Below are 12,927 nucleotides of genomic sequence, written 5' to 3'. Positions count from 1 at the left end.
GTTCTCCCGCCTGAAGGACGCGTTCAACGGGCGGTAGCCGTTGGGGGGTGCGGGTTGGGGGGGGGGGGGGCCCGGGCCCCCCCCCCCAAACCCCGCCGCGGGGGGGTTGGGGGGGGCCCCCCCCCCCCGCCGGGGGGGCCGCGGGCTAGGCGGCCCGGCGTGCGTGGGCGCCCCGCCGGCCGGCCCCGGTAGGCGCGCCGCCCCGCGGAGGTGGTGCAGGGTCCGGGGCAAGCCCGGGGAGGGGTCCGGGACAGGCCCCGGGGAGGCCGTCAGGCCAGGCGGGCGCGGAGCTCGTCGAGGACCGCGGTCAGTGCCACGGGCGACTGCTCCCCGCTCTCCATGTCCTTGAGCTGGACCATGCCCTCGGCGAGGTCGCGCTCACCGGCAACGAGCGTGTACCGCGCGCCCGAGCGGTTCGCGCTCTTCATCGCGCCCTTCAGGCCCTTCGCTCCGTACGAGAAGTCGGCCGCCACTCCCGCCCGGCGCAGCTCGGTCACCAGGGCGAAGAGTACGCGCCGCGCCTCCTCGCCGAGCGGGACCGCGAACACGCTGGTGGTGGAGGGGAGTTCGAGCTCGATGCCCTCCGCCTCCAACGCCAGGATCGTACGGTCCACGCCGAGTGCCCAGCCGACCGACGGGAGCGCCGGGCCGCCGATCATCTCGGAGAGGCCGTCGTAGCGGCCGCCGCCGCCCACCGCGGACTGCGAGCCGAGACCGTCGTGGACGAACTCGAACGTCGTGCGCGTGTAGTAGTCGAGGCCGCGCACCAGCTTCTCGTCGTCCTCGTACCCGACACCCGCCGCGGTCAGCAGCTCACGCACCTCCTCGTGGTACGCCTTGCACGCGTCGCACAGATAGTCGCGCAGCATCGGCGCGCCCACCAGCTGCTTCTGCACCTCGGCGCGCTTGTCGTCGAGGACCCGCAGGGGGTTGATCTCGATCCGGCGCCGGGTGTCCTCGTCCAGCTCGAGCGCGCGCAGGAAGCCCTGCAGCGCGTCCCGGTAGACGGGGCGGCACTCCTTGTCGCCCAGCGAGTTCAGCAGGATGCGGAAATCGCGCAGGCCGAGCGAGCGGTACGCCTGGTCGGCCAGGATGATCAGCTCGGCGTCGAGCGCCGGGTCCTCCGCGCCGATCGCCTCGGCGCCGACCTGCGAGAAGTGCCTGTAGCGGCCCTTCTGCGGGCGTTCGTAGCGGTAGTACGAGCCCGAGTACCAGAGCTTCACCGGCAGGTTGCCGGCCTTGTGGAGGTTGGCCTCCAGCGCCGCGCGCAGCACTGATGCGGTGCCTTCGGGACGCAGCGCCAGCTTGTCGCCGCCCTTGGTCTCGAAGGCGTACATCTCCTTGGAGACGATGTCGGTGGACTCGCCGACGCCGCGCGAGAACAGCTCGACGTTCTCGAATCCGGGCGTCTCGATGTAGCCGTAGCCGGAGTTCTTCAGCGGTGCGGCGATCGCCTCACGCACCGCGAGGGTCACCGCGGACTTCGGCGGAATCAGGTCGTACGTGCCCTTGGGGGCCTGAAAGGTGCTCACGGGAAACTCTCGTCACATTCCTCGTCGGGGAGCTTCGGCGCTCCCGAGGCCGGCGGCCACATCCCGCAAGTACGGATTGGCGGCACGCTCGCGGCCGATGGTCGTCTGGGGGCCGTGGCCGGACAGCACCACGGTCGAGTCGTCGAGCGGCAGGCACACACGCGCCAGCGACTCGAGCATCTCGGCCTGGTCGCCGCCGGGCAGGTCCGTGCGTCCGATGGAGCCGGCGAAGAGCAGATCTCCCGAGAAGAAGACCGACGGGATGTCATCGGCCTCGGGCATCTGAAACGTCACCGACCCCTTGGTATGGCCGGGCGCATGCGCAACCGAGAAGTCGAGACCGGCGAGGCGCAGCTCGGCGCCGTCGGTCAGTTCCTTGACGTCGTCCGGCTCTCCCACGGTCAGCTCGCCCATCAGCGGCATCCCGATCGACCGGCCCAGCGCCTTCTCCGGGTCGCTCATCATGTACCGGTCCGCGGGGTGGATCCACGCGGGTACGTCATGGGCTCCGCACACCGGCACGACCGAGGCGACATGGTCGATGTGGCCATGAGTCAGCACGACGGCGACAGGCTTGAGCCGATGCTTCGCAAGCGCTTCTTCGACTCCCTGAGCGGCCTGGTGGCCGGGGTCGATGATCACGCACTCCTCGCCTGCGGCCGGGGCGACCAGGTAACAGTTGGTCCCCCAGGCCCCTGCGGGGAACCCGGCAATAAGCACGTTCGTCCTCGGTGTGGTCGTCGAGAGGGATAAAGCTGTATTGAATTGCAGCAGATCAGAGCCTACCGGCGCTGCTCGTCCCACAGCCAACCCGTATACGGTACGGGGCACACTCGGCCGGTCGGCATCACGCGACATACAAGGAGAAGACCCGGTGGTCAGCAGCGATCAGCGGCGGCGTCAGCTCGCCAGGGAGAAGTTCGAGCGCCAGCAGCAGCGTCGGCATAAGTCCCGGAAGACGAAGCAGCGGAACACGATCATCGCGGCTGCGGTCGTGTTGGTGCTCGCCGGGGGCGCCGCGTACGCCTCGGTCGGGCTCTCCGACGGGGACACCAAGGTCAAGGAGTCGGCGGACGACAGCCAGTCCCCCAGCGCCACCCCGTCCAAGAGCGAGAGCACCAGCCCCGAGCCCGCCATGGCGATCGACAAAGCGGCGAAGTACTCGATGTCGCTCAAGACGAACGAGGGCGACATCAAGATCGCGATGGACGCGGCGAAGACGCCGCACACCGCGAACTCCTTCAAGTCCCTCGCGGACAAGGGGTACTTCAACGGCACGAAGTGTCACCGGCTGACCACGCAGGGCATTTTCGTGCTGCAGTGCGGCGACCCGAAGGGCGACGGCACGGGCGGGCCCGGCTACACGATCCCCGACGAGAATCTGACCGCGCTGGGTAAGGCGGGCGCCGACGGCACGGTGACGTATCCGGCCGGGACGGTGGCGATGGCCAATACCGGCCAGCCGCACTCCGGAGGCAGTCAGTTCTTCCTCGTCTACAAGGAGACAAAGCTGCCGCCCAGCTACACGCCGTTCGGAACGATGGACGAGGCGGGCCTGAAGGTCGTCCAGGACGTGGCGAAGGCCGGAGTCGCGGGCGGGGCCCAGGACGGCGGCCCGAAGAAGGCCGTCACCATCGAGAAGGCGGCTGTCACGAAGGTGTGAGCCGGGCAATTTCGGCCGCGCTGAGTGCGGACAGCCGGGCGGCCGGTCGCCTAGATTGGCGTTGTGCAGGGCGGGCGAGCAGCCCGCCCCCAGGAAACTGTGGACGATGCCCGGGGGCAACACCCTCTTGCGGGCATCAGGTGGAGGAGGCGCTGTGAGCAGCGACCCGTGGGGCCGTGTCGATGAGACGGGCACCGTGTACGTGCGTACTGCCGATGGCGAGCAGGTCGTCGGATCGTGGCAGGCGGGCACTCCCGAGGAGGCCCTGGCCTACTTCGAGCGCAAGTACGAGGGCTTGGTGGTCGAGATCGGCCTCCTCGAGCGGCGGGTGAAGACCACCGATCTCTCGGCCAAGGACGCCCAGACCGCCATCGATCATCTGCGTCAGCAGGTGGATGAGCATCACGCCGTGGGTGACCTCGGCGCGCTGCGTGTCCGACTCGACGCTCTCGTCGCGACGGTGGACAAGCGCCGCGAGGAGCGCAAGGTCCAGAAGGCGAAGCAGAACGACGAGGCGCGGCACTCCAAGGAGGCGCTGGTCGCCGAGGCCGAGGAGCTGGCGCAGAGCGAGCAGTGGCGCTCCGCGGGCGAGCGGCTGCGCGCGCTGGTGGACACCTGGAAGGGCCTTCCCCGGCTCGACCGGAAGTCCGACGACGAGCTGTGGCACCGTTTCTCGCACGCGCGGTCCGCGTTCTCCAAGCGCCGCAAGGCGCACTTCGCCTCGCTGGACGCGCAGCGCGAGGAGGCCCGTAAGGCCAAGGAGAAGCTGGTCGCCGAGGCCGAGTCGCTCTCCGGCTCGACCGACTGGGGCGTGACGGCCGCCCGCTACCGCGAGCTGATGGCGGAGTGGAAGGCAGCGGGCCGCGCCCAGCGCGAGGCCGAGGACGACCTGTGGAACCGTTTCCGCGGCGCCCAGGACGTCTTCTTCGCCGCGCGCAGCGGGGTCTTCGCCGAGCGGGACGCCGAGCAGGGCGAGAACCTCAAGCTCAAGGAGGAGCTCGCCGTCGAGGCCGAGAAGCTGATGCCGGTGACGGACCTCAAGGCCGCGCGTGCCGCCTTCCGGTCCATCAACGAGCGCTGGGAGGCCATCGGCCACGTACCGCGTGACGCCCGGCCCAAGGTCGAGGGCCGGATGCACGCGGTGGAGCGTGCCCTGCAGGAGTCCGAGGAGAACGAGTGGCGCCGGACGAACCCTGAGGCGCGTGCGCGTGCCGCGGGTCTGACGGGTCAGCTCCAGGCGGCCGTGGACAAGCTGCGCGGGCAGATCGACGCGGCGCGCGCGGCGGGCAACAACACCAAGGCCGACAAGCTCGCCAAGGAGCTCGAGGGCCGGCAGGCGCTGCTCGACCAGGCCCTGAAGGGCCTGGAGGAGTTCGGCGGCTGAGAGACCCCGCAGGCGGCCCCGGTACGGGATGCGTACCGGGGCCGCCTCATGTCCGGCTGGGGGCTGCGGAGCCACTGCCGGGATGTCCGGCTGGGGGCTGCGGCCACTGCCCGGCTACGGCCTGCGGCTCATGCCCCGCTGCTGCGGGCCGAGGTCACCCGGTACACGTCGTAGACGCCCTCCACGCCCCGTACCGCCTTCAGTACGTGCCCGAGGTGCTTCGGGTCGCCCATCTCGAAGGTGAAGCGCGAGGTGGCCACCCGGTCGCGGGAGGTCTGGACGGCCGCAGACAGGATGTTGACGTGCTGGTCCGACAGGACGCGGGTGACGTCCGAGAGAAGCCTGGACCGGTCGAGCGCCTCGACCTGGATGGCGACCAGGAAGACGGACGACTGGGTCGGGGCCCATTCGACCTCGAGGATGCGCTCCGGCTGCTGCGAGAGCGAGTCGACGTTGACGCAGTCGGCCCGGTGGACCGATACGCCGGAGCCGCGCGTGACGAAGCCGATGATGGGGTCGCCGGGGACGGGCGTACAACAGCGGGCGAGCTTGACCCAGACATCCTCGACGCCCTTGACCACCACGCCGGGGTCGGCATTGGCGCGGCGCTTGCTGCGGCCGCCGTGCGTGGGCGGTGTGCTCTCGGCGATGTCCTCGCTCGCGGCCTCCTCGCCGCCGAGGGCCTGCACCAGTTTCTGTACGACGCCCTGCGCGGCCACATGGCCCTCGCCGATCGCCGCGTACAGGGACGAGATGTCCGGGTAGCGCATCTCGTGCGCCAGTGTGACGAGCGAGTCGCCGGTGAGAATGCGCTGGATCGGCAGGTTCTGCTTGCGCATGGCCCGCGCGATGGCGTCCTTGCCGTGCTCGATGGCCTCGTCGCGACGCTCCTTGGAGAACCACGCGCGGATCTTGTTGCGCGCCCGGGGCGACTTGACGAAGCCCAGCCAGTCGCGGGAGGGTCCGGCGCCTTCGGCCTTGGAGGTGAAGACCTCCACCAGGTCGCCGTTGTCGAGGGTCGATTCGAGCGGGACGAGCCGTCCGTTGACCCGCGCCCCTATGGTCCGGTGGCCGACCTCGGTGTGCACGGCGTACGCGAAGTCGACGGGCGTGGCGCCGGCCGGCAGCGCTATGACGTCGCCCTTCGGCGTGAAGACGAAGACCTCGTTGCGGGAGAGGTCGAAGCGCAGGGACTCGAGGAACTCGCTGGGGTCCTCGGTCTCCTTCTGCCAGTCGAGGAGCTGGCGCAGCCACGCCATGTCGTTGATGTTGTCGTCCTTGCCGGCCTTCTTCGGTACGTCGGAACGCACCTTGGAGGCACCGGCGGAGGGCTCCTGCTTGTACTTCCAGTGCGCCGCGATGCCGTACTCGGCACGGCGGTGCATGTCGAAGGTACGGATCTGCAGCTCGACGGGCTTGCCGTTGGGGCCGATCACCGTGGTGTGCAGCGACTGGTACATGTTGAACTTCGGCATCGCGATGTAGTCCTTGAACCGGCCGGGGACCGGGTTCCATCGCGCATGGACGGTGCCGAGTGCGGCGTAGCAGTCGCGGACGCTGTCGACGAGGACACGGATGCCCACCAGGTCGTAGATCTCCGCGAAGTCACGGCCGCGGACGATCATCTTCTGGTAGACGCTGTAGTAGTGCTTCGGCCTGCCTGTGACGGTCGCCTTGATGCGGGCGGCGCGCAGATCGGACTGGACCTCGTCGGTCACTATGGCGAGGTACTCGTCACGCTTGGGCGCGCGCTCGGCGACGAGCCGCACGATCTCGTCGTACATCTTGGGGTAGAGGATCGCGAAGGCGAGGTCCTCCAGCTCCCACTTGATGGTGTTCATGCCCAGGCGGTGGGCCAGGGGCGCGTAGATCTCAAGGGTCTCGCGGGCCTTCTTCTCCTGCTTCTCCCGCTTGAGATAGCGCATGGTGCGCATGTTGTGCAGCCGGTCGGCGAGCTTGATGACCAGGACGCGCGGGTCCTTGGCCATGGCGACGACCATCTTGCGTACGGTCTCGGCCTGCGCGGCCTCGCCGAACTTGACCTTGTCGAGCTTGGTGACGCCGTCGACGAGGAGGGCGACCTGGTCGCCGAAGTCGCGGCGCAGGGTGTCCAGGCCGTACTCGGTGTCCTCGACGGTGTCGTGCAGCAGCCCGGCCATCAGGGTCGCCGGGTCCATGCCGAGCTCGGCGAGGATGGTGGTGACGGCGAGCGGGTGCGTGATGTATGGGTCGCCGCTCTTGCGCTTCTGGCCGCGGTGCCAGCGCTCGGCCACCTGGTAGGCGCGCTCGACCTGGCGGAGCGTGGAGGTCTCGATCTTGGGGTCGTTGCTGCGCACTATCCGCAGCAGCGGTTCCAGGACGGGGTTGTACGGCGAGGAGCGCTGCACGCCCAGGCGGGCGAGGCGGGCGCGTACGCGGTTCGAGGAGCCGCCGGTCCGGGGCACGGAGGCGGGCGGGGGCTTGGCCGCCGGTGTGGACTTGCCCGCATGCGTGGGCCTGACGGCGGGCATGGACTTGTCCGCAGGTGTGGCCTTGGCGGCGGGCGTGGACTTGGCGGCAGAGACCGGGGCCGCACCGTTCGCACGCTCGGGCACTGCCGGCATTGACTTCTCCGCCGGCTTCTTCTCGGGCGTGACAGGGGCTGCCGCGGCCTTTTCGGCCTGCTGGTCGGGCTGCGCGGCGGCGGGCTGGGCCTCGTCTGGCAAGAGCGCTCCTCGTGCGGTTCCGGGTCCCCCGGTCAGGCCCGGAGTGGCCATGGTATCGACCCAGGAGTCACGGTGCTCACGAGGCTGCAGGTCCGCACTTGACGGAAGAGGGCATCCCGATGCCCGCCGTCTGCCCGTCGTCACTTCCTGTCTCCGCGCTGTTGCAGCGAGGAGCCGAGCACGCCGGCCGGCGGACAGAACAGTGGGCGCCCCGGGAAGATCCCGGGGCGCCCATTGCCGAAGCGAAGCATTGCGTTTGCGTTCCGTTGCTTTGCTTTACTTTGCTTTACTTTGCGTCAGATCGTGATCAGAGTCTCCAGCGGAGCCCCGCGCAGCGCCGGCTCCAGGCGGGCCCGGCCGTCGAGGAAACCGAGCTCCATCAGGACCGCGACGCCCGCCACGTCGGCGCCGGCTCGGCGGATCAGCTCCAGCGAGGCCTCAGCCGTGCCGCCGGTGGCGAGGACATCGTCGATGACCATGACACGGTCGCCCGACTGAAGGTCCTCGGCATGCACCTCGATCTCGGCAGTGCCGTACTCCAGCTCGTACGCCTGGGAAAGCGTCGCTCCGGGGAGCTTGCCCGCCTTGCGTACGGGAATGAACCCCAGCCCGGCGCGGACCGCGACCGGCGCGGCCAGGATGAAGCCGCGCGCCTCCAGACCGACGATCTTCGTGGCCCCGTGACGTACACAGAACCCGGCGAGCGCGTCGGTCATGGCGGTGAAGGCCTCGGGATCCGCGAGCAGAGGCGTGATGTCCTTGAACATCACCCCCGGCTTCGGATAGTCGGGGACATCACGGATACGGCTGAGCAGGAACTCCTGCGTACCGACGGTCATCGGCGCTTGCCCGAAGGACGGCCGCGGCCCCGGTTGCGCGGGCCCACCACGGCACCCGCCGCGGCGGTGCCGCCGACCACCTCGTTCTGCGGCTCGCCCGACTCGTCCTCGGAGTCCTCCGCCGACTCACCCTTGGCCGCGGCCTGCGCGCGCTTGGCGAGCACCCGCTTCTTCAGCGCCTTCATCTGGGGCTCGCGCTCCTTGAGGTCGGCGACGAGCGGCGTGGCGATGAAGATCGAGGAGTACGCGCCTGCGGCGAGACCGACGAACAGCGACAGCGAGATGTCGTTGAGCATGCCCGCGCCGAGGACGCCGCCACCGATGAAGAGCAGGCCGGCCACCGGCAGCAGCGCGACGACGGTGGTGTTGATGGAACGCACCAGCGTGCCGTTGAGGCTGCGGTTGGCGATCTCGCTGTAGGTGTAGCGGGTCTGCTTGGTGATGTCCTTCGAGCCCTCCTTGAGACCGTCGAAGACGACGACGGTGTCGTAGAGGGAGTAACCGAGGATGGTCAGCAGACCGATCACGGTGCCCGGCGTGACCTCGAATCCGACGAGCGCGTACACACCGATGGTGATCGTGAGGTCGTGGATCAGCGCGATCAGGGCGGCGATGGCCATCCGCCACTCGAAGGCGATCGCGAGATAGATCACCACCAGGAGCATGAAGACCGCGAGACCGGTCCATGCCTTGTTGGCGATCTGCTCACCCCAGCTGGGGCCGACGATCTCGGCGTTGATCTTGTCCTTCGGGATGTTCAGCTTGTCGGAAAGCGTCTCGTTGACCTTGTTGGCCTGGGTCTGGTCGAGCTCGCTGACCTGGATCCGCAGCCCGCCGTTGCCGAGCTTCTGGACGATCGCCTCATGGCCCGAGATCTCCTTGGCGTAGGACTGGGCCTGGCTGACGGAGACGCTCGTGCTCGGGGTGGTGAAGACGGCGCCACCCTTGAACTCGATGCCAAGGTTGAGACCCCGCACCGCCAGGCCGACGATCGCCGTGATGGTGATCAGGATCGAGATCCCGTACCAGATCTTCCGCTTGGCGACGAAGTCATAGCCGACCTCGCCGCGGTAGAGCCGGGCGCCGAGGCTGCCGAGTCGCGACATCTCACGCCTCCTTCGGGTCGGTGGGGACGGAGCCGCGGCGGGAGCGGCGCAGCGGGGGCTGGGCGCCGAGCCGCTTCGGGTCCAGACCGGACCACGGGTGACCGCTCGCGAAGAACTTCTTGCGGGCGAGGAGCGTCATGACCGGCTTGGTGAAGAGGAACACCACGACCACGTCGAGCACGGTGGTCAGACCGAGCGTGAACGCGAAGCCCTGGACCTTGCCGACGGTGACGATGAAGAGCACCGCGGCGGCGAGGAACGACACGAAGTCGGAGACCAGGATGGTGCGCCGGGCACGCGGCCAGGCACGCTCGACGGCGGGCCGGAGCGTACGGCCCTCGCGGATCTCGTCCCGGATGCGTTCGAAGTACACGATGAACGAGTCCGCGGTGATACCGATCGCAACGATCGCACCACACACCGCGGGCAGATTCAGGGCGAAGCCGATGCCGGGGCCGAGCAGAGCCATGATCGTGTACGTCAGGATCGCCGAGACGATGAGGCTGAGGATCGCGATCAGAGCCAGGCCGCGGTAGTACGCCACCAGGTAGATGATGACCAGCGCGAGGCCGATCGCACCGGCGATGAGGCCGGCCTGCAGCTGCTCGCCGCCCAGCGCCGCGGTGACGGTCTGGACGCTCTGCTCATGGAAGGAGAGCGGGAGCGCACCGTACGACAGGATGTTGCCCAGGTCCTGTGCGGACTGCTGGGTGAAGCTGCCGGAGATCTCGGCGTTGGCGCTCAGGGTCTCGCGGACCGAGGGGGCCGAGACGACCTCGCCGTCCAGGACGATGGCGAACTGGTTCATCGGGGGCTGCTGCTGCGACAGCCGGCCCGTGATCTTCTGGAACTTCTTGGAGCCGGCGTCGGTGAAGTCCATCTGCACGATCCACTGACCGGTCCGCTGGTCGATCGTGGCCTTGGCGTCGTCGACGTCCTTGCCGTTGACCTCGGCCGGGCCCAGCAGGTACTTCTCCCACACGCCTTCGGAGTTCTTGCCACAGCCGACCGTCGGAGCGGTGGGCAGGACGTTCTCGCCGGCCGCGACGCGGGCCTTCTCCTTCGTGCAGTCGAGAGCCAGGAACTGCTTCTGCAGCTTGTCGGCGCCCGCCGCGGCACCCGAGGGGGTGGGCTTCGGCGTCTCGGCGGTCTTGGGCTTGCCGGCGTCCGAGGGGTTCGGAGTCGGGGTCGCGGCCTTCAGTGCGTCGGTGACGGCGCGGCCCTGCGTGGTCGCAGTGGCCGAGGGCGTGGCGGAGGCCGGCGGGTTGACCGTCTCCTTGTTGCCGGCCTTGTCCTTGCCGTCCTTTGCCTTGCCGGACGGCGAGGCGCTCGGGGTGGGCTGCGGAGCCGTGGGGGTCCCGGCGGCGACGGTCAGCACCGGCCGGAAGTAGAGCTGGGCGGTGGTGCCGACCTGCTCACGGGCCTGCTGAGAATTCGTCCCCTTGGGGATGTTGACGATGATGTTCTTCTGGCCCTGGGTCTGAACCTCGGCCTCGGTGACGCCCAGACCATTGACACGGCGCTCGATGATGCCGACCGCGGTGTTCATGTTGGTCTCGTTGATGGCGTTCTTGTTGCCGACTGTGTTCTTCGCCTCGAGCGTGATGGACGTACCGCCCGCCAGGTCGATACCCAGACGCGGTGTGAGCTGACCCGCCAGGAACATTCCGCCTGTGAGCGCGACCATGGCGATCAGAATCAAGGCCAGGGCACGCCCCGGCTTGCTCTGAGCCCCCGCGGGCCTTCGGCCCCTATTCGGTGCTGCCACCTTCTCGTTTCTCCCTGTCCAACCGTCCCGTGCCGGGTGTGCGCCGGGGCGGCCACGAAGTGTTGTGGGGACCTGCCCGCGCAGAAGTCAGCACGGCCCGGGGACCGCCGGACGCCGGTGGGCGCCGCCGCGGTCCCCGATCGTGACTACTTCGCGTCGGTCTCGCCCTCGGCCTTGCCGTCCTTCGGCGTGGCATCGTCCTTCGGCGTGACCTCGTCGTCCTTCGGCGTGACCTCGTCCTTCGCCTCGATCTCGTCCGCCTCGGGCTTCTTGCCGAGGTCGATCTTGGCAGCGTCCGACGAGTCGGAGTCCGTGGCGTCGGAGTCCGTGGTCCCCGTCAGCGAGGAAGCGTCGTCCGGCACGATCGGGCCGTCGACCTTGAGGTCGCCGTCGCCGTGCACGATGCGGTTGTACTCCTCGTCGTCGAGGACCGCGCCGATGGCGTTCTTGGCGTAGACGGCGTGGACGCCGGGGGCCACCTCGAGGAGGACCGTGTCGTCGTGCAGTTCCTTGACGGTGGCGTACATGCCCCCGATCGTCCGGACACCGGTGCCGGGCTGCATTTCGTTGCGCATCTGCGCAGCCGCCTGCTGCTTCTTCTTGGCGGACCGGGTCATCAGGAACATGGCCCCGATGAGCACGATGAAGGGGAGGAGGGTCACGAGACTCACGGGACGGAACTTCCTTCGCACGACCGCGCTGGTGAGGCGGCCTTATCTACGGGGGTGGGCACGCCGACCTGGAAGGGCGGCATCGGCGGAGTCTAAGCGAGTCCGCATCGATGGAACAACGCCCAGCATCCCACCCTGGTTCCTGGCCGTGCGAGTCTCCGCGCCGTCACGCCCTGAACAGCCCCGGTTGTCCGCTTGCGCCCGGCGCCTGCTGCGGTGGTACGAGGCCGAGATGCGCCCATGCCGCAGGGGTGGCGACCCGTCCGCGGGGGGTCCGGGCAAGGAGACCCTCCCGTACCAGGAAGGGCTCGGCCACCTCCTCGACCGTCTCGCGCTCCTCCCCCACGGCCACCGCGAGCGTCGACAGACCCACCGGGCCGCCGCCGAAGAGCTTGAGCAGTGCCTGGAGCACGGCACGGTCGAGGCGGTCGAGCCCGCGGGCGTCGACCTCGTACACCCGCAGGGCCGCGGCGGCCACCTCGCGGGTGATCCGGCCGTCCACCTTGACCTGGGCGTAGTCACGGACGCGGCGCAGCAGCCGGTTGGCGATACGGGGCGTGCCGCGGGAGCGGCCTGCGATCTCGGCGGCGCCGTCGGCCTCTATGTCGACGTCGAGAAGCTGGGCGGAGCGGTGGATGACCCGCTCCAGCTCGGCGGGGTCGTAGAACTCCATGTGGGCGGTGAAGCCGAAGCGGTCGCGCAGCGGGGGCGGCAGCAGCCCGGCCCGCGTGGTGGCACCGACCAGGGTGAAGGGCGGGAGCTCGATCGGGATGGCGGTGGCTCCCGGTCCCTTCCCGACGATCACATCGACCCGGAAGTCCTCCATGGCCATGTAGAGCAGCTCTTCGGCCGGCCGCGACATCCGGTGAATCTCGTCGAGGAAGAGGACCTCGCCCTCCTGGAGGGAGGAGAGGATCGCGGCCAGATCGCCGGCGTGCTGGATGGCTGGACCCGAGGTGATCCGGATCGGGGCGTTCATCTCGGCCGCGATGATCATGGAGAGGGTGGTCTTGCCGAGGCCGGGGGCGCCGGAGAGCAGGACATGGTCGGCGGTGGCGCCGCGTGCGAGGGCCGCTTTCAGGACAAGGTCCAGCTGCTCGCGGACGCGCTCCTGGCCGACGAACTCGGCCAGCGACTTCGGCCGCAGCGCCGCCTCGACGGCCTGGTCCTCGCCGTCGGCGGACGCGCCGACGAGCCGCTCGGTTGCGGTGTCGTCGTTCGGCGGTGCGGTGTCGTCCCAGTTCACAGTGGTAGGCCTC

General features: G+C 69.3%; 10 protein-coding genes. 2 read left to right on the top strand and 8 right to left on the bottom strand.

The genetic code is table 11. The features are described 5' to 3' along the window. Positions 1-269 precede the first annotated feature (269 nt). Both hisS and ACFWDI_RS23275 read right to left on the bottom strand, forming a co-directional pair. Entirely contained in the window at positions 270-1,532 is a 1,263-nt protein-coding gene (gene hisS / locus ACFWDI_RS23280) for a histidine--tRNA ligase (protein WP_385306469.1), read from the bottom strand. Positions 1,533-1,544: 12 nt separating this feature from the next. Next, positions 1,545-2,252: an MBL fold metallo-hydrolase gene (locus ACFWDI_RS23275; RefSeq protein ID WP_385306467.1), complete on the bottom strand. Its 708-nt coding sequence runs from the start codon at positions 2,250-2,252 to the stop codon at positions 1,545-1,547. A 154-nt stretch (positions 2,253-2,406) separates the two neighbouring features. On the opposite strand from ACFWDI_RS23275, the gene ACFWDI_RS23270 reads away from it, so the two are divergent. Together ACFWDI_RS23270 and ACFWDI_RS23265 are read left to right on the top strand one after the other, a co-directional pair. Then, positions 2,407-3,195, top strand: coding sequence for a peptidylprolyl isomerase (locus tag ACFWDI_RS23270; RefSeq protein WP_385306466.1), 789 nt, complete (start codon positions 2,407-2,409; stop codon positions 3,193-3,195). A 154-nt stretch (positions 3,196-3,349) separates the two neighbouring features. Then, complete coding sequence (locus ACFWDI_RS23265; RefSeq protein ID WP_327322305.1) at positions 3,350-4,579, top strand: DUF349 domain-containing protein; 1,230 nt, start codon at positions 3,350-3,352, stop codon at positions 4,577-4,579. A 128-nt stretch (positions 4,580-4,707) separates the two neighbouring features. On the opposite strand, the gene ACFWDI_RS23260 is transcribed toward ACFWDI_RS23265, so the two are convergent. From ACFWDI_RS23260 to ruvB, 6 genes are all read right to left on the bottom strand, one after another. Then, complete coding sequence (locus tag ACFWDI_RS23260; RefSeq protein WP_385306464.1) at positions 4,708-7,284, bottom strand: RelA/SpoT family protein; 2,577 nt, start codon at positions 7,282-7,284, stop codon at positions 4,708-4,710. Positions 7,285-7,580: 296 nt separating this feature from the next. Next, the gene (locus tag ACFWDI_RS23255) at positions 7,581-8,123 is read right to left on the bottom strand and encodes an adenine phosphoribosyltransferase (RefSeq protein WP_327322307.1); all 543 of its coding nucleotides are present in this window, start codon (positions 8,121-8,123) and stop codon (positions 7,581-7,583) included. Then, positions 8,120-9,229, bottom strand: a complete 1,110-nt coding sequence (gene secF, locus ACFWDI_RS23250) for a protein translocase subunit SecF (protein WP_385306462.1) — start codon at positions 9,227-9,229, stop codon at positions 8,120-8,122. The genes ACFWDI_RS23255 and secF overlap by 4 nt, the downstream gene beginning before the upstream one ends. Position 9,230: 1 nt before the next feature. Then, a complete protein-coding gene (secD, locus tag ACFWDI_RS23245; protein ID WP_385306460.1) occupies positions 9,231-10,997 on the bottom strand; it encodes a protein translocase subunit SecD in 1,767 nt (588 codons plus the stop codon). A gap of 146 nt (positions 10,998-11,143) precedes the next feature. Continuing rightward, positions 11,144-11,668, bottom strand: coding sequence for a preprotein translocase subunit YajC (gene yajC / locus ACFWDI_RS23240; RefSeq protein WP_385306458.1), 525 nt, complete (start codon positions 11,666-11,668; stop codon positions 11,144-11,146). Positions 11,669-11,834: 166 nt separating this feature from the next. Then, on the bottom strand, positions 11,835-12,914 hold the full coding sequence (gene ruvB, locus ACFWDI_RS23235; RefSeq protein ID WP_385306456.1) for a Holliday junction branch migration DNA helicase RuvB: 1,080 nt from the start codon (positions 12,912-12,914) through the stop codon (positions 11,835-11,837). Positions 12,915-12,927 lie beyond the last annotated feature (13 nt).

The organism is Streptomyces sp. NPDC060064 (assembly GCF_042736455.1).
Classification (GTDB): domain Bacteria; phylum Actinomycetota; class Actinomycetes; order Streptomycetales; family Streptomycetaceae; genus Streptomyces.
This window is presented reverse-complemented; position numbering and strand designations above follow the sequence as displayed.